Origin of the sequence: Streptomyces fodineus, from assembly GCF_001735805.1 — a bacterium.
GTDB classification, from domain to species: Bacteria; Actinomycetota; Actinomycetes; order Streptomycetales; family Streptomycetaceae; genus Streptomyces; species Streptomyces fodineus.
Window position 1 is genome coordinate 4,872,393 of the sequence record NZ_CP017248.1, and the last position, 16,607, is coordinate 4,888,999.

Here is a 16,607-nt window from a genome sequence, read left to right on the forward strand (position 1 = left end):
CACCACCGAACGCCGGCAGTCAGCACCGTCGCCGGGCCGTCGTCACCTGGGCTGGGTGCTGGTCTGGAGGGCGCACGTGGCGGGGCCGGTGGACGCCGGGCGGGCCGGGAGAGGCTGCAAGGGGGCGCAGACCGGGGTGGCCGCTCCGACGAGTTCGACCAGGCCGGTGCCGCCGGTGGGCGGGGCGAGCTTGGACCAGTTGTTGGCCAGCCAGACGTTGCCGGACTGGTCGAGCTGGACCGCGGTGAGGTGCTGGATGGAGTTGCTGCGGTAGCCGTCGGGCGGTGAGAGCACCGAGCCGGTGGAGGAGCCGGGCGGGCACGCGCCGGTGTTCACGCCGCACAGCACGGAGACGGAGGGGGCACCGAAGCCGGCGACCCACACGCGGTCGGATCCGTCGACGGCCACGGACCAGGGGGCGATGGTCGTAGGCAGTTTGTACGCGCCGGTGACCTTTCCCGCGGGCCCGATTTCGGTGACCGAGTTGCTGAGGAAGTCGGGCACCCACACGTTGTTCCGGGAGTCGACGGCAAGGGCGAGAGGCCAGTCGAGCGAGGTGTCCTTGATGGGCGAGAACGAGGTCGGCTTGAAGTCGGGTCCGATGACGGTGACGCTGCCGCCCGCATGTCCGGTGAGGGGGCGTGTGTCCATGAGTTTCGCCCCGTTGAGGCGGGCGTTGGAGACCCAGGCGCGGCCGTAGCCGTCGATCTGGAGGGAGAAGGGGTGGTCGAGGCCACCGCCGGTGATGGTGATCGCCTTCGAGGGGTCACCGTGCGGGTAGACGACCACGTTTCCCTTGCCGCGGTTGCCCTTGAGGCCGTAGAAGTCGGCGATCCAGACGTTGCCCTTCTGGTCGACGGCGGTGCCCTGCGGGTGGTTGAGGTCACCGTTGCTGAATCCCTGGCTGGGCGACAGCGGTTCACCGGACGAGGAGTATTTCGACATGGCGTCACCGGCGTAGCTGGGCACCCACACGTATCCCTCGTGGTCGATGGCGATCCCCCAGGCGCCCGCCTTCATGCCGCCGCCGCTGATGGGGCTGTTCAGGGTCGGGTTGCCCACCGGGTCCTGCACGGTGACGTAGGGGCTGGGATTTCGTGTCCCGGGCAGCCAGTTGTTGGCGGCCCAGACATTGCCCTTGGCGTCGACGGCGATACGGCCGGGGGCGTAGACCTGGGGAGCGGTGTAGTGCAGAGCCAGGACCCAGGCCGTGGGCGCCGCGGTGAGCGTGGGGGTGTAGGTGTGCGCCTGTCCGGCCAGCGCGTACAGCGGGCCGGTGGCCCGTCTCGGGTTGTGGGCGAGGCCGGACACCGCTTGAGCGGTGTCCGCCGGAGTGCTGCCACGCGGCGATGCCGCCTGATGCAGCATGTCCTGGCATCGCCCGGTGTCCGCTCCCGGTGCGCACAGAGAGACAAGGTCGGCCAGGGTGCCGAGGGTGGCCAGGGTGTCGTTCTTGTCGCCGTTGTTCTGGTCCGTGACGACCTTGCCCGGCTTGCCCGTGGCCGGGTCGGCGAGGTTGTACGACGTGGCCGCGGCGTTCTCCAGGCCGGGGCTCGGGCCGGAGATGCCCCGCTGGTCGGTGAACTGGGCCAGGGCGTAGCCGGTGGCGACGGTGGTCAACTCGTTGACCGTGACGGCGGATTCGGAGCGCTGCGGCACGCCGCCGCCGGGACCGACTCCCACGACGGAACGCAGCCGCAGGGCCCGGTCCCCAGAGGGTACGGCTTCGACGTACAGCACGGAGCCCGCGTACCGGCCGGGCCGGAGCTGGAAGGAGCCGTTCGCGTCGGTCGTGGCGCGCCCCAGTTGCCGGACGCCCTGCCGATCTCCGGCGAAGAGTGTGACGGTGGCGTTGGGCAACGGCCTTCCCGCGCTCGTGACCGTCCCGTACAGGGGGGCCGGTGTGCCGGGAGGCGTCGTTGCGGGAAGCGCCGTGAGAGCGAGTGCCATGGTGGCCGATGCGGCCAGGGCGGTGCCGGAGAAGGCCGGGGAGGGCTTGGACTTCCGAGCGCCGCACGAGGTTCGGAGCGTCGCTCCGCGGATGCCTGTGACGGGGAACAAGGTGGAGAGCCTTTCGTCGTCAGGGCAGCGCCGTGCAGAACCCCGCACGCGGGGCGGGGCCTGACGCGCCAACGGGTCTCGACGCGACCGTCCTAGCCCTGGGCGCTGTTCGGTTCGCGCAGCGTGAACCAGCCGATCTTGCGGCCGGACAGCCAGATCAGCCCCAGGTACAGGTCCGGATCGACCTGGCGAAGCTCATCCCGCACGCCCCCGAACACCATGGACGTGTGGGAGTAGTCGATGACGATGCACTCCCGGTCGTCCAGGCGACTGGGGCCGGGCCCGACCGTGGCGACGATGGACAGGATGTCCAGCGGGGTCAGCCGGTTGCTGAGGTAGCCCTCCGGACTGAAGACCTTGCCCCGCCAACAGAACCGATTCACCACACCGGCGAGCACCTGTGCGCCCGCGCGCCCGGCTCCGGGGAGAATGGCCATGCCCTCCATCGGGCCTTTGGGAATCTCACCGGCCGGACTCTTGCGGAACAGCTCCTCGAGCTGTTTGTCGTCGGTCCTGAGCAGTTCGGTGTCGGTAGGCATCACGATCTTCCTTCTGACCGTCGCCGGCGCCCGGCGCCACCTGATCATCTTGTGGGATTCCGTCCGCCGCTTCCTCCATCGTGACCCCTCTCGGTGCAGCTCACCACTGCTGGGGAGCCGCTGCGCCGCGCGGCGGGTGCATAGGATCACCGGTATGGCGCTGCGACCTGTTCACGTGGTCATGAAGGCTCTTGATGCTTCGGCGGTCGGCCGGTTCTGGGCGGAGGCACTCGGCTGGAGTGCTTACAGCCCCGGCGTGACCACCTACGTCGGACCCGCCGGCGGCCTCGTCTGGCCGGACCCGGTCGCCGTCGGTATCGACGTCGTTCCCGTGCCGGAACCCAAGACGACGACGAAGAACCGTATGCACCTCGATCTCGCCACCACCTCCGCGGCCCATCAGGCGGAGCTGGTCGCACGCCTGAAGGCTCTCGGTGCGAGGCCCGCCCACGTGGGCCAGGGCGATGTGCCGTGGACGGTCCTCGCCGACCCCGAGGGCAACGAGTTCTGCGTGCTGGAGCCCCGGGAGGTCTACCGGGACACCGGGCCGGTCGCCGCGATGGTGGTCGACTGTGCGGATCCGCGGGCCATGGCCCGGTTCTGGGGTGAGGCGATCGACTGGACCCTGCACGAAGTGACCGGTGATCACGCGGTGTTGCGCTCCGCCAAGGGTGTCGGCCCGTATCTCGAGTTCCTGCGCACGCCCGGCCAGAAGACCGTGTCCGACCGTGTCCATCTCGACCTGCTGCCGTACCCCGGTGACGACAAAGCAGCGGAGGTGGCCCGGCTGCGGGCCCTCGGCGCCACCGACCTCGACGTCGGCCAGGGCGACGTCCCCTGGACGTGCCTGACCGACCCGGACGGCCACGAGTTCTGCGTCCTCGCCCCGTCCTGACGCCGGGCCTTGACGGCACCCGGCACGTGAGCCTATCCGCGTGCACATGCCGGCAGGGCATGCGATCATGGGCGCCGCGACCGCTGACCACGGTCGCTGGAATCCGCCTCACGGCGGCATGGGGGAACGCATCGGGGGGTGCGCAGTGATTCTTCAGAGCTGAGAGCTCCGGTACGCGCGAACAACCCGGCCCCGGCTTCCCCGGCGGCCGTCACCCGCACGCATGTCCGCAGGCCCCACCCTGCCCCTCCGGCATGCCTGACCTGGAGCAGAACCACTTGCACACCCAACGAATACGTCTGGGGGCGGCCGTCGCACTGTGCGCCGCGCTGCTGCTGGGCAACACCGCGGCGGCCGAGGCCGCAGGCCCGGCGCCGGCCCCCTTGCACCCCGCGGCCACCCAGCCGGCACCCGGCGCCGGCACCACTCCCGCGCCGAGGCCCTCCACGACCGCCGACGACGGGGAAAATGGCGGCAGTTGGACTGTCCGGGACGCCATCCGGTTCTGGACGCCCCAGCGCATGGCCTCGGCCACCGACCCCTCGGGCCGTGCCACACAGCCGCAGGGCTGGAGGGCACCGCGCAAGAAACGGTCCCTGACCGCCGTCGACGGTGAGCACTTCGACGGCATCAAGTCCGTGGGCACGCTCTTCAGCCAGAGCAAGGACATGAAGGCCCACTACTGCACCGCGAGCGTGGTGAGCAGCCAGGGGCACAACCTCATCCTCACCGCCGGTCACTGCCTCGGCGACAAGGCCGCGTTCGTGCCCGAGTACGACCACACCAAGCCGGCGGGCGCACAGCAGTACGGCATCTGGCCGGTCCAGGAGTGGTTCCGCGACTCGCAGTACGCCTCGGACCGGAGCGCCAACTCCGACCTGGACTTCGCCTTCGCCGGCCTGAAGGACAACGGCGGCCGGAACGTCCAGGACGTCGTGGGCGCCAACACCCTGGCCCGTACGCCCGGGTTCGTCAACCAGGTGACCGTCATCGGCTACCCGACGGTCGCCCACAACCCGCAGGACCTCGCCTTCCGCTGTGCGGGCGTCGGGACGACGCCCCTGCCCGCCTACAACCAGATGCAGATCGACTGCGGCGGCATGTGGGGAGGGGTCTCCGGCGGACCGTGGTTCTCCAAGTTCGACCCCTCCGGCGACACCGGCGAGATCATCGGCAATGTGGGCGGCTTCCTGCAGGGCGGCCCGGATGTGAATCCCAAGGACCCGCTGTACAACCGCATCACCTACAGCCCCCTGCACGGCGACCGGTTCTTCCAGCTCTACGACGACGCCCAGAAGGGCCTGCACACCGACCACGGCCCCTACCACCAGCCGCCCCTGCCGTACTCCATGGGTGACGGCACCACCTGGAAGCACGCCAAGCTCATGGCGGCCGGTGACTTCGGCGGGACCGGCCACAGTGACCTGATCGTGGTACGGACCGACGGCAAGGTCACCCTCTACACCAGCGACGGCAACGGCCACTTCACCGCCGAACGCCAGTTGCTCGCCCCCAACTCCACCTGGACCCACGCGGAGACGATGACCGCGGGCGACTTCACCGGATCGAACCAGTTCGACCTGATGGTGCGCTGGTCCGACGGCAAGGTCACCCTCTACGGCGACGTCGGCGCCAAGGGCCTCGACGTGCCCGGCACCCAGATGATCGGCCCCAACTCCACCTGGCAGCACGCCACCCAGATCACCGCGGGCCGTTTCGGCTCCTCGGCCTACGTCACGGACCTGATGGTCCGCTGGTCCGACGGCGGACTCACCCTCTACACCAACGTGGGTGCCGGAAGCTTCGGACAGGAGCACAAGCTCCAGGGCCACAACTCCACCTGGACCCACGCCACCCTGCTGACCGCCGGCGAGTTCTCCGGCAACCAGAAATGGGACCTGATGGTGCAGTGGTCGGACGGCGAGCTGGACGACTACGTCGGCACCACGACCTCCGCCCTGGGCACCGAGGCACGTGTCCAGAACCGGGGCGGCGTCTGGACCCACAACACGGTCATGACGACGGGCGACTTCACCCCCGACCACCGCACCGACGACCTCGTCATCCGCTGGTCCGACGGCGAGACCACGATGTACACCGACACGGGCAAGACCACCCTGGGCACCGAGCACAACCTGGTCCCCCGCGCCTGAGAAACCCGTCCCCGAAGCACATATGCCCAGGTCAAAGCGCATCTGGGCCGCCCAGGCGCCCTCGCTTGCCGCACTGGGGGCCAAAAAGCCGCCGACTGGCACGGGCCGACCGGCAAAGGAGACCCACGGTCCAGTTTTCGCCTCACCAGGTCGCGAAAACCCCAGGTCAGTGGCATGAAGCGGCGGTGGCCGTCTGGATCTGTGCCGACGGCCACAGCGAAACGGGACACACGTAGGCTCATACTGAACCATGACAAAGCCTGCTGCGCCGAAGCGTCATCTGCCCACCAGCCCCTTCAAGGCCCCGGTCACACCGGCTCCCAAGCACTTCGCCGTGGGCGACCAGGTCACCCACGACATGTACGGCCTCGGCCGAGTCATCGGCATCGAGGACGGAATCGCGGCGCTCGTCGATTTCGGTTCGGCGCAAATGCGGATCCTGAGCCCGTACACCAAGATGACCAAGCTGTAGAACCGCTGTGCCCGGTCACGGCACACCAGGCCCCTTCCGGGACCTGTAACGAAAGAGAGTCCTCCCATCGATCTGACATCGCTGTTCTCCGCCCTGGAAGGGCAACCCCGCTGCTCCACGGCAGCATCGCCGCCCCCGACGACGAACCCCTTCCAGGCCCCTGACTTCGGGGAAGACGACACCTGGCCGCTCGAGGACGGACAGGAGCCCGCCTAGGGGCAGGCGACGATCTGCCCGGCCCAGGACAGTCCGCCACCGAAGGCGAGCAGCAGGACCGGGGCACCGGAGGGGATTTCACCGCGTTCGGCGAGCTTGGACAGGGCGAGGGGGACCGAGGCGGCGGAGGTGTTGCCCGATTCGACGACGTCGTGTGCGATCACCACGCCGTCAGGGAGGGCGAGTTGGCGTATGACGGCATCGATGATGCGCAGGTTGGCCTGGTGGGTGACCACACCCGCCAGGTCCCCCAGGGCCAGGCCGGCCCGCGCGCAGGCTTCTCGGGCGATGGCGGGGAGTTCGCCGGTGGCCCACCGGAAGACGGTCTGGCCTTCCTGGGCGAAGTGGGGGTGCCAGTCGTCGACCAGGCGGACGGCGTCGCCGCGGGTCGGGTCGGAGCCCCAGACCACCGGGCCGATCCCGGCGTCGCCGGCGGCGCTGAGTACGGCGGCGCCCGCGCCGTCGCCGAGCAGGACACAGGTGCGGCGGTCCGTCCAGTCGGTGACGTCGGACATCTTCTCGGCGCCGATGACCAGGGCATGCCCGGTGGCGCCGGCCCGGATCGAGTGATCGGCGCAGGCGAGGGCGGTGCAGAAGCCGGCGCAGCCGTTGTTGAGATCGAAGGCCACCGGGGCGGGCAGGCCCAGGCGCGCGGCGACCTGGGCGGCGGTGGAGGGGCAGCGGTCGATCGCCGTACAGGTCGCCACGGTGACCAGTCCGATGTCGCAGGGCTGGAGACCGGACGCGGCCAGGGCTTTTTCGGCCGCCGCCGTAGCCATGTCGGTCACCGTTTCGTCCGGGGCGGCGATGCGGCGTGCGGCGATACCGGTACGGCGTCGGATCCACTCGTCGCTGGTGTCGACCATGGCGGACAGGTCGTCGTTGGTGAGCACGCGCGTCGGCTGGTAGTGGCCCAGGGCGGTGATGCGGCTTCCCGGCATGGTCGAACGCACAGTCGATCTCCTCGCTCGGCAACAGTGGCCCGGAATATAGCAACCGATCGGTCGGAAGCTAAATGGGGTTCGCTTCGGTAGGATCACGGCATGAGCCCGCGCACCTCCGCCGTCGAAGCCCGCAGAACGCGTGAGCGCATCGTGGAGCGCAGCATCGCGCTCGCCTCCGTCGACGGCCTCGAAGGGCTCACCATCGGACGCCTCGCCGCCGACCTGGGGATGAGCAAGGCCGGAGTGCTCGGACACTTCGGCACCAAGGAGGCACTGCAGCTGGCCACCCTGGAAGGGGCGGCGGCGGCGTTCTCGCGGCTGGTGTGGGAACCCGCGGCGCACCAGGAGCCGGGCCTGACCCGGCTGCGGGCCGTCTGCGACGCCTGGATCGCCTACCTGGACACCGAGCGCGACATCTTCCCCGGCGGCTGCTTCTTCACGACCGCCTCCGTCGAGTTCGACGCCCGTAGCGGGCACGTCCGTGACGCCGTGGCCCGCCTGCTCCGGGTATGGCGGCGCCGCCTCGCCGCGGAGGTACGCACAGCCGCCGCCGCGGGCGAGCTGCCACCGGACACCGACCCGGAGCAGATCGCGTACGAGCTGATCGGCTGCTATCTGGCCCTGAACCAGGAGATCCAGCTCTTCGCCGATCCGGCCGCCTCCGTACGCACCCGCCGAGCTGTGGACCGGCTCCTCGGTCACCCGGGGCAAGGGCAGTCCGCCAGCCCGTAGCGGCGTGCGCTCCTGGAGCCAGGTCAACGGCGGGGGTCAGGCGCCGCCTGTCATCCGTCGCGGGCGCCCGGGTCAGGCGCCGACCGTGCCGTCGACGCCCTCGCGCAGGAAGTCCGCGTGGCCGTTGTGGCGGCCGTACTCCAGGATCATGTGGAGCATCACCATCCGCAGGGACACGTCCTCGCCCCAGCGCGGCTGGTGCCCGGCGAGGTCCAGGGACTCGGCCTCGCGCTCGATGCGGCGCGAGTGCTCGACCTCGGCCTCCCACACCGCGAAGGCCTCCTCGGCGCTCGCACCCGCGGTGTCGTAGGCGGCCTGGAAGTCGAACTCCTTCTCCGACCACAGCATCGGGGCGGAGTTGTCGTCGAACACCCGGCGGAACCAGGCGCGTTCCACCTCGGCCAGGTGGCGGACCAGGGCGAGCAGGGAGAGCGTCGACGGCGGGCTCGACCGCGTCTTGAGCTGCTCCTCCGTCAGGCCCTCGCACTTCATCGCCAGGGTCGCCCGATGGAACTCCAGGAACGCCCGCAGCGTCTCGCGCTCGGTACCGAAGACGGGCGGGCCTATGCGTTCGACGGTCACGTTGGGGTCCTCCCGGGACGAGTTGGGACCTCGAACGTACCGTGCCGGGCTCAGTCCACGTGAGGTCGGGCCAGGCCGTGGTCGTAGGCGAAGATCACCGCCTGGATGCGGTCGCGGGCGCCGATCTTGGACAGGACGCGGCCGACGTGTGTCTTCACCGTGGACTCCGACAGGACGAAACGCGTGGCGATCTCGCCGTTGGTCCAGCCCTTGCCGATGGCGACGAGGATCTCGCGTTCGCGGTCGGTGAGGGCACGCAGGCGCGGATCCTCGGCGGAGCCGTCGCCGCCGGACGGCACGAGACGGGCGAACTCGTGGAGCAGGCGTCGGGTGAGCGCGGGCGCGATCACCGCGTCGCCGACGGCTACCGCGCGGATACCGGCGAGGAGTTCCTCGGGGCGTGCGTCCTTGAGGAGGAAGCCGCTGGCTCCGGCGCGCAGGGCCGCATGGACGTACTCGTCCAGGTCGAAGGTGGTCAGCACGAGGACGCGGGAGCGGTCGCCGGCTGCGACGATACGGCGCGTGGCCTCGATGCCGTCCATGCCGGGCATGCGTACGTCCATGAGGACGACGTCGGGGCGGAGTTGGGCGGCCTTGCGCACGGCTTCGGCCCCGTGTGCCGCCTCGCCGACCACCTCCGTCTCGGGCACGGAGTCCAGGAGCATACGGAAGCCGTACCGCTGGAGCGGCTGGTCGTCCACCACGAGCACGGTGGTCACCGGGCACCGCCCTGGGGAGCGAGGTCGAGGGCGGCCCGCACGGTCCATCCCGGGCCCGCGGGACCGGCGCTGACGTGTCCGCCGTAGAGAGCCGCTCGTTCGCGCATGCCCACCAGGCCGTGTCCTTCCTCGTTCGCCGTGCCGGGACACTCGGCCGGGGCAGGCGGGCCGGAGTCCCGGACGGTGATGGTCAGCCGTGTGTCCTCCACGACGATCGCCAGGTTCGCACGGGCGCCCGCGCCGGCGTGCTTGAGGGTGTTCGTCAGGGCCTCCTGCACGATGCGGTAGACCGTGAGCTGCACCCCGCTGTCGAGGGCGTCGACGTCACCGGCCGTACGGTAGACGACTTCCAGGCCGGCGGCGCGTACCCCCTCGCACAGTGCGTCGATGTCCGTGAGACCGGGCTGTGGGCTCAGTTCGGGCGCGCTGCGCGGGCCGTCCGGCTCACGGAGTACGCCGAGCACCCGGCGCAGTTCGCTCAGGGCCTGGCGGCCGGTGTCGCCGATGAGGTGCAGGGCTTCCTTTCCCCGTTCCGGGGCGGTGGCCGTGGCGTAGGCGCCCGCGTCGGCGAGGGTGATGATGACGGACAGGTTGTGGCCGACGATGTCGTGCATCTCGCGGGCCACCCGCGTCCGCTCGGCCGCGACGGCGAGCCTGCCCCGCTGGTCGCGTTCGATCTCCAGCCGGGCCGCGCGGTCCCGCAGCCCGGCCAGCTGGGCCCGCCGGATGCGGATCATCAGGCCGAGCGCGAGGGCCGCGGTCGCCGTGCTGAGCAGGAAGAAGAGCGCGTCCCAGACCGACACCGCCGCCGAGATGCGCGCCGCGACCAGGCCGAGCGCGCCGGCCATGACCGCAACTGCCCACGGCAGCTGCCGTAGGCGCCCGTGCAGGGCCAGGCTGTAGAGGGCGATGAACAGGGCGACGTCCGCGCGGAGCACGGCGCCGAGGGACCACTGGACGACGAACACGGCCGTGACGGCGCCGAAGGCCACGGCGGGCGCCCGCCGCCGCCACAGCAGCGGCAGCACCAGCCCGGCCTGCAGGGCCAGCATGCCGACCGTGGGCAGCCTGGTGAACGCGAGGCGGAAGCGGCGCGGGCCGTCGCCGTCCCCATGGACCCCGTGCAGCAGGTCCGGCAGGCAGAACATCAGGAAGACCAGCACCACCACGGCGGCGTCCAGCACCCATGGACGGGCCTGGTCGGCGTGCCGGAGCCGCTGGCCGGCCCGGCCGAGCCGGGCGACCAGCGGTCCCATCCCGCCGAGATCATCGGTGGTCACGGAATTCACCCGTCCATGATGCGGGTGCCGTCACTCAGACGTCACTGCGCAGCATCCGGTACGCCGCCCCCGCGAGCGCCAGCGCCGTCCAGCCGAGGAAGACCAGGAGCCCGGCCGAGGGCGACAGCGTGGTGGAGTCGTGGGTCAGCGCGAAGATCGACTCGCCCGCGTGGCTCGGCAGGTAGGGGTCGATGTCGCCCTGCCACGAGGTGGGCAGCAGGGAGACCAGTCCGGGCACCAGCATGAGGGCGGCGACCAGCACCGAGATGCCGCCGGCGACGGACCGCAGCAGCGCCCCGAGGGCGGCGCCGATCACGCCGACCAGGCCGAGGTAGAGCCCGGCGCCCAGCAGGGTGCGTACGACACCGGCGTGACCGAGGCCCATGGCGGCGGGCGTGCCGGACACGATCCGGCTGCCGACGAGGAAGGCGGCGAACGCGCCGACGGTCGCGACGACCAGGGCGACCAGCCCGTACACCGCCGCCTTGGACCACAGCACGGGCAGCCGGCGCGGTACGGCCGCGAGGGTGGAGCGGATCATGCCGGTGGAGTACTCGCCCGCCGTGACCAGCACGCCGAGCACGCCGAGGGCGAGCTGGGCGAAGTTGGTGCCGAAGAGGGAGAGGCTGACCGCCGTCGCGGTGGCGAAGTCGCGGTCCATGTGCCGGCCGGAGTCGAGATTGGACTTGTAGTGGCTCGCGGCGATGACGCCGAAGGCCACCAGGAACAGCAGGCCCAGGCCGAGGGTGATCCAAGTGGACCGCAGGGACCAGAGCTTGGCCCACTCCGAGGCCAGCACCCGGCGTCCGGTCACCCGGTAGGCGGGGCGGGCCTGGGCGGCCGGGGCGGCCTCGGGGGTCTCGGGAGTTGCCGTAACGGTGCTCATGCCGCGCTCCCGGAGGTGTCGCTACCGGTCGTGGAGCCGTGGTACTCCACGGCGTCCCTGGTCAGTTCCATGAATGCCTCCTCCAGCGACACCGCCTTCGTGGTCAGCTCGAACAGAGGGATCCCGTGCTCGGCCGCCTTCAGCCCGATCTCGCGGGCGGACATGCCGGTGACCTGCAGCTCCTCCGTGCCGACGCGGCCGGTGACCTCCACGCCCGGCCCGGCCAGCACGTCCCGCAGCCGCGCGGGGTCGTCCGTCGCGACCTTCACGGTGTCGCCGCCCGCCTCACGCACCAGGTCCTGCACGGTCGTGTCGGCCAGCAGCCGTCCCCGGCCGACGATGATCAGGTGGTCCGCCACCAGCGACACCTCGCTCATCAGGTGCGAGGAGACGAACACCGTGCGCCCCTCGGCCGCGAGGGAGGTGAGCAGGTTCCGGATCCACAGGACGCCCTCGGGGTCCAGCCCGTTGACGGGCTCGTCCAGCATCACGGTCTGCGGATCGCCGAGCAGGGCCGCCGCGATGCCGAGCCGCTGTCCCATGCCGAGGGAGAAGGCACCGGCCCGCTTCTTCGCGACGCTGCCGAGACCGGCGAGTTCGACGACCTCGTCGACCCGGCGGCGCGGAATGCCGTGGGTGAGCGCGAGCGCCCGGAGGTGGTTGTAGGCCGAGCGGCCCGGGTGGATCGACTTCGCCTCCAGGAGCGCCCCGACCTCCTGCAGCGGTGCCTGGTGACGGGCGTAGCGGTGGCCGTTCACCGTGACGGAGCCGCTCGTCGGCGCGTCGAGCCCGACGATCATGCGCATCGTCGTGGACTTGCCCGCTCCGTTGGGGCCGAGGAATCCGGTCACCGTACCCGGCTTCACGGTGAAGTCCAGGCCGTCCACGGCGGTCTTCTCCCCGTACCTCTTGGTGAGCTGCTGTGCCTCGATCATTCGCGTTCTCTCTCTAGGACTCCGGCGCCCGGCACGCCCGACGCCTCCTCCGCCACGCTAAGACCGCGATCTCCCGGATCCGGTGGTACCGGGGACCGAACACCGCCGGGCAGGTGGTACCGGGGTACTACGGCCTGCGCCGGCACGCCTCCAGCGGTTTCCTCGCGGGCATGTGTGCCCGGGAGGCGCCGCCGGGCGACGAAGGGCAGGCCTCCCCCTCTCGGTACGGTGGGCCGGCGGGTGGCCGACCGGCACCTCCACTCTCGCCGACCTGAACGCGCGGTGGACGAGTTGAGACGAGAAGGCGACGGCGGCGCCCGTCGAAGCGGCCAGCCGGATGCGGTGGTGTTCTGCGTCGGCCGCGAGCGCGGCGGCAGGGAACGCGACGGCCGCGGCGGTGGCGGGGCCGCCGCCATGGCCACGGTGCGAACAGGCCGTGCCGTCCTGCTCGTTGTCGACATTGCGTGAACTCCCCCTGCGATTGCGGACATCCGGGCAGGGGTGTGGCGCGTGATGCCGACGCAAAGGCCCCGGACCGGTCGCGGTCCGGGGCCTTTGATATCCACCTTTGAGATGAAACGAACGGCCACGATGGCCGCGCGGACGGCGGGTTCATGACCCGGACGCCGGGACCCACTTCGGTGAACTACGTGACACGGCTACCACTAGCAGAAGCTGGTGTACTGCGCACCTGGGTTGCCCTCGCCGTTCAGCGCGTTGCCGAGAAGGCCGTTGGCGATGCCCACTTCACCGAGAACGTCGACGTCCGTGCAGCCGCCGCCACGATGCATGACCGCGCCTTGGGCGGCGGTGGCGGGGCCGGCGGCTATGAAGCTGACGCTGCCGATGATGACGGCCGCCACAGCGGCCTTGCAAAGCTGGCCCATTTCTCCTCCTTGGGTCGAGTGCAGCGCGCCCGCAAAAGATCCACTTGGCGCTCATTTCGGAGGCTAATCGGACATACCTCACGGCGCTCATCGGGGCGTGCCATCCGGGGACGCACACCGCCGTTCGCATCAAAAGGGCGCCGTGGGACTGATCAGTTGTGTGGCCGGCGCTCGGGCGACGGTCGGGAAGGCGGGTGGCCGGTGTGCCGGCGTCAGGCGGGGCGGGCCAGGCTCTCGAGGCGGTGGTGCAGGTGCTCGATGTGGTGCTCGGACTCCGGCTTCATGAGGACGCTGCGGAGGATCCGGGCGCCGTCGGTGTCCGCGGTGATCTTGGGGTGGCGGGCGGTGAACTCCTCGCGCCCGGCTCTGAGGGTGCTGAGGAAGACGGGGTCGGGGCCGCTCATGCCGTCCGCGAGGATGCGGGCGGATGCCGCGTCGACGGCGGTGAGGGTGGCCGGGTCGAGGGCGGGGAAGTAGGTGACGATGTCCAGCTGGGGGTGCTGGTAGAGCTCCAGGAACTCGGATGCCTCGATCAACGCCGCCCACTTCAGCGCCGCTCGGCGGCCGGCCGCCAGGACCCGGCCGAGGCCGTCGGGGGTGGGCGGCAGGAGCCGGAAGGTGAGCCACAGGGCGGCCGCGGAGGCTCCGGCGCGGGAGCATTCCAGGCTGATCTCGCCCAGGTGGAGGTCGGTGGAGGTGAAGTAGGTGTAGGGCGAGTCGTGGAGGTAGAAGCGGCCCACCTCGGGGTCGCGGAAGAGGACCGCTCCGCAACCGTAGGGCTGCAGGCCGTGCTTGTGGGGGTCTACGACTATGGAGTCCGCCTGGGCGATCGCACGCCAGGGCTCGGGGGGCAGGTCCACCGGGGCCTCGGTGCCGGTGCCGGTGCCTGCGCCTGTATCCGTGTCTGCGCCCGCACCGGCTCCGGCGAGCAGGGTGAAGAAGCCGCCGTACGCGGCGTCGACATGGACGCGGACGCCGTAGCGCTCGGCGAGCGGGACGACCTCGTGGACCGGGTCGACGGCGCCCAGTCCGGTGGTGCCGGTGGTGAGGACGACGGTGCCCACCTGGTCCGTGCGCAGTACGTCCTCCAGCGCTTCGAGGTCCATGCGGCCCTGGCTGTCGGTGCGGACGGGGTGGCTCGTCATGTCCAGGACGTGGCACATACGGCCGTGGGTGTAGTGGGCGTCGGCGCTGTGCGCGATGCCCCGGCCGGGGTGGAGTTCGCGGGCGACGAAGAGGGCTTCGAGGTTGGCGATCGTGCCGCTGGTGGTGAGGTGGCCGAGGTGGGTGTCGTAGCCGAACATGGCGGCCAGTTGGGCGACGGCCTCGCGTTCCATCGCGGCGGTGGCGGGGCCGCCGTCCAGGGCGTGGTTGTTGGGGTTGATCAGCATCGCGGTGAGGTAGCCGACCACCGCGGCGGGGTGCGGGGGCTTGAGCATCTGGCCGGCGTAGTGCGGATGGAAGAAGGGGTAGTTGTCCTTCAGCCGGCCCGTGAACTCCTCGAACGCCGCCGCGAAGCGGCCCTCCTCCACCTGGAGGGACGGATGGGGCTCGTAGGGGCCGAAGGTGGCGGACCAGTCCTGTATCGCGTGGGTGGCTCGGCCGAGCCAGTGCTGCAGATCCATTGATCTCCCTCTCGCTCTCGCCCTCGCTCTCGGGGTGCGCCCACCTTAGAGATTTCATTGACTACTCAGCAATTGACTGCACAGCATTTGAGCCAGCAGTGAGTGAGGTGGCAGTAAAGTCGGCCGCGATGAACGCCACGCCGCTCCAGCCCGACGACCAGGCCCTCGCCCGCGCCGCCAACAGCCGGCTCGTGCGGGACTTCGGCCTGCTGATCAAGTCCGCCACCCGTCTGGAACAGCGGATCGACAGCGCGCTCAGGCGGGAGTGCGGGATCAGCCACACCATGCTGGAGGTGCTGATACGGCTCTGCCGCCGGCCCGGCGAGGAGGTCTCCCAGCGGCAGCTGGCCGACGACCTCACGCTCACCAGCAGTGGCACCACCCGCCTGGTCGACCGCATGGAGGAAGCCGGCCTGGTCCGTCGCGTGCCGTCGCCCGGGGACCGGAGGGTGGCCCTGGTGGAGCCGACCGCCGAGGGGCGCAGGGCGTTTCTGCGCGCCGCGGCCGTCCATGCCGATGTGGTGGAGGAGTACTTCGTCAAGCCGCTGACAGCCGACGACTACGCGCGACTGACCAGCGCACTGGGCGAGATCGACAGGGCGCTGCGCGAACGGACCGGGTGAGGGGGAACGCCATCGCGGCCCCAGAGGAACCGAAAACCTCCGGGCCGGGGACACGGGGGTGTGCGTATCGGCGGCTTCGCCGGCGGGCGCTGTGGGCGGATGGGGCGGGCAGTCGATTCCCCGCCCCGGGCGCATCGGCTGCTGGGCGCGGCCCACGTTCTCGACGCCGCGGGAGTGGGCTGCATCGCCCACTTGCCGAGCGCGTTCGGGGTCGGGGGGGGGTGAGGTTCACCACCCGGCCGTCTCCCGGCCCGGTTCGGCCGGGCACGCGCGTCACCCCGCGTCGACCGCGAACTCGTAGACCACTTCCCGGCGTACGTCCGGGATGACGATGTCGGCGGTCTCCACCGGGCGGCCGCCGGTGTCGTAGATGGTCCGCTCGATGCGGAGCACCAGGTCGCCGACGCCGATCCCCAGCAGATGGGCCTCCGCCCGCCCCGCCCGCGCCGGGCGCGGCACCTCGACGACGGTCTCCACGTCCACGCCGATGGAGCGCAGGCGCGCCACCACCCCCTTGCCCGCGAGCGGCCCCCGCTCGGGCAGGACGACCGGTGTTCGCTCGGTCACGGCCATCGGCTCCCAGGAGTCGGAGAGCTGGACGGGCCGGCCGTCGGCGAGGAACTCGTACTGCGTGTTGACGCACAGGTCGCCGGGACTGATGGCCAGCCGTTCGGCGATGGCCTCGGGGGCGGGGACGCGCACCAGGCTGTGCGCGTCCCAGGAACCGGCCCGCCCCCGCTCCCCCAGGCCGCCGAGGGCGCGGGCACCCCGGTGCTCGCGGTGCCACGCGCGCAGCATCCGCAGGCGCTCGCGCGGGGTGCGGACATAGGTGCCGGAGCCCGCGCGTCCCTCCAGCAGCCCCTCGATGATCAACCGGTCCACGGCCCGCTGCACGACATTGCGCCCGACGCCGTACTCCTCGGCGAGCCGCGCCCGGGACGGCAGACGGTCACCGACTCCCCACTCCCCCGCGAGGATCCGTACGCGCAGCGCGTCGGCCACGGCGAGATACGGCGCTTGTCGGGGCATGGCGAGTCTCCGGTCGGTGACGGGGTTCC

At 71.0% G+C, this 16,607-nt stretch carries 17 protein-coding genes; 6 read left to right on the forward strand and 11 right to left on the reverse strand.

Annotated elements, in window-relative coordinates; all coding sequences use genetic code 11:
- Window positions 1-42: 42 nt before the first annotated feature.
- Complete coding sequence (locus BFF78_RS20560) at window positions 43-1,860, reverse strand: NHL repeat-containing protein (RefSeq protein WP_227025891.1); 1,818 nt, start codon at window positions 1,858-1,860, stop codon at window positions 43-45.
- Between the two features lie 293 nt (window positions 1,861-2,153).
- Entirely contained in the window at window positions 2,154-2,600 is a 447-nt protein-coding gene (locus tag BFF78_RS20565; protein WP_069779716.1) for a hypothetical protein, read from the reverse strand.
- Between the two features lie 154 nt (window positions 2,601-2,754).
- Here BFF78_RS20565 and BFF78_RS20570 point away from each other — a divergent pair, with 154 nt between their 5' ends.
- The 3 genes from BFF78_RS20570 (at window position 2,755) to BFF78_RS20580 (ending at window position 6,120) form a co-directional block, all read left to right on the forward strand.
- The gene (locus tag BFF78_RS20570; RefSeq protein WP_069779717.1) at window positions 2,755-3,495 is read left to right on the forward strand and encodes a VOC family protein; all 741 of its coding nucleotides are present in this window, start codon (window positions 2,755-2,757) and stop codon (window positions 3,493-3,495) included.
- 254 nt (window positions 3,496-3,749) lie between these two features.
- Window positions 3,750-5,648, forward strand: a complete 1,899-nt coding sequence (locus BFF78_RS20575) for a trypsin-like serine peptidase (protein WP_227025892.1) — start codon at window positions 3,750-3,752, stop codon at window positions 5,646-5,648.
- 250 nt (window positions 5,649-5,898) lie between these two features.
- Window positions 5,899-6,120, forward strand: coding sequence for a hypothetical protein (locus BFF78_RS20580; protein ID WP_069779718.1), 222 nt, complete (start codon window positions 5,899-5,901; stop codon window positions 6,118-6,120).
- 212 nt (window positions 6,121-6,332) lie between these two features.
- On the opposite strand, the gene BFF78_RS20585 is transcribed toward BFF78_RS20580, so the two are convergent.
- Entirely contained in the window at window positions 6,333-7,277 is a 945-nt protein-coding gene (locus tag BFF78_RS20585; protein WP_069779719.1) for a beta-ketoacyl-ACP synthase III, read from the reverse strand.
- Window positions 7,278-7,379: 102 nt separating this feature from the next.
- Here BFF78_RS20585 and BFF78_RS20590 point away from each other — a divergent pair, with 102 nt between their 5' ends.
- Complete coding sequence (locus BFF78_RS20590) at window positions 7,380-8,012, forward strand: TetR/AcrR family transcriptional regulator (protein ID WP_069779720.1); 633 nt, start codon at window positions 7,380-7,382, stop codon at window positions 8,010-8,012.
- Between the two features lie 72 nt (window positions 8,013-8,084).
- On the opposite strand, the gene BFF78_RS20595 is transcribed toward BFF78_RS20590, so the two are convergent.
- The 5 genes from BFF78_RS20595 to BFF78_RS20615 are packed head-to-tail and all read right to left on the reverse strand — an operon-like array spanning window position 8,085 to window position 12,414.
- A complete protein-coding gene (locus BFF78_RS20595) occupies window positions 8,085-8,594 on the reverse strand; it encodes a DinB family protein (RefSeq protein WP_069779721.1) in 510 nt (169 codons plus the stop codon).
- Between the two features lie 50 nt (window positions 8,595-8,644).
- Window positions 8,645-9,313: a response regulator gene (locus BFF78_RS20600; RefSeq protein ID WP_069779722.1), complete on the reverse strand. Its 669-nt coding sequence runs from the start codon at window positions 9,311-9,313 to the stop codon at window positions 8,645-8,647.
- Window positions 9,310-10,593 carry a sensor histidine kinase gene (locus tag BFF78_RS20605; RefSeq protein WP_069779723.1) on the reverse strand — a complete coding sequence of 428 codons (1,284 nt, stop codon included), beginning with the start codon at window positions 10,591-10,593 and terminating at the stop codon, window positions 9,310-9,312. The genes BFF78_RS20600 and BFF78_RS20605 overlap by 4 nt, the downstream gene beginning before the upstream one ends.
- A gap of 34 nt (window positions 10,594-10,627) precedes the next feature.
- Entirely contained in the window at window positions 10,628-11,479 is an 852-nt protein-coding gene (locus BFF78_RS20610) for a hypothetical protein (protein ID WP_069779724.1), read from the reverse strand.
- Window positions 11,476-12,414, reverse strand: coding sequence for an ABC transporter ATP-binding protein (locus tag BFF78_RS20615; RefSeq protein ID WP_069779725.1), 939 nt, complete (start codon window positions 12,412-12,414; stop codon window positions 11,476-11,478). The genes BFF78_RS20610 and BFF78_RS20615 overlap by 4 nt, the downstream gene beginning before the upstream one ends.
- Window positions 12,415-12,654: 240 nt before the next feature.
- On the opposite strand from BFF78_RS20615, the gene BFF78_RS46280 reads away from it, so the two are divergent.
- Entirely contained in the window at window positions 12,655-12,882 is a 228-nt protein-coding gene (locus BFF78_RS46280; RefSeq protein ID WP_159033035.1) for a hypothetical protein, read from the forward strand.
- Window positions 12,883-13,079: 197 nt separating this feature from the next.
- Here BFF78_RS46280 and BFF78_RS20620 read toward each other — a convergent pair whose 3' ends face one another.
- Window positions 13,080-13,301, reverse strand: a complete 222-nt coding sequence (locus BFF78_RS20620; RefSeq protein ID WP_069779726.1) for a hypothetical protein — start codon at window positions 13,299-13,301, stop codon at window positions 13,080-13,082.
- 212 nt (window positions 13,302-13,513) lie between these two features.
- Complete coding sequence (locus BFF78_RS20625; protein ID WP_069779727.1) at window positions 13,514-14,926, reverse strand: pyridoxal phosphate-dependent decarboxylase family protein; 1,413 nt, start codon at window positions 14,924-14,926, stop codon at window positions 13,514-13,516.
- Between the two features lie 128 nt (window positions 14,927-15,054).
- Between BFF78_RS20625 and BFF78_RS20630 the strand changes: the two genes are divergently transcribed.
- Window positions 15,055-15,549: a MarR family winged helix-turn-helix transcriptional regulator gene (locus BFF78_RS20630; RefSeq protein ID WP_069779728.1), complete on the forward strand. Its 495-nt coding sequence runs from the start codon at window positions 15,055-15,057 to the stop codon at window positions 15,547-15,549.
- 273 nt (window positions 15,550-15,822) lie between these two features.
- On the opposite strand, the gene BFF78_RS20635 is transcribed toward BFF78_RS20630, so the two are convergent.
- Entirely contained in the window at window positions 15,823-16,578 is a 756-nt protein-coding gene (locus BFF78_RS20635; RefSeq protein WP_069779729.1) for a GntR family transcriptional regulator, read from the reverse strand.
- Between the last annotated feature and the right edge of the window lie 29 nt (window positions 16,579-16,607).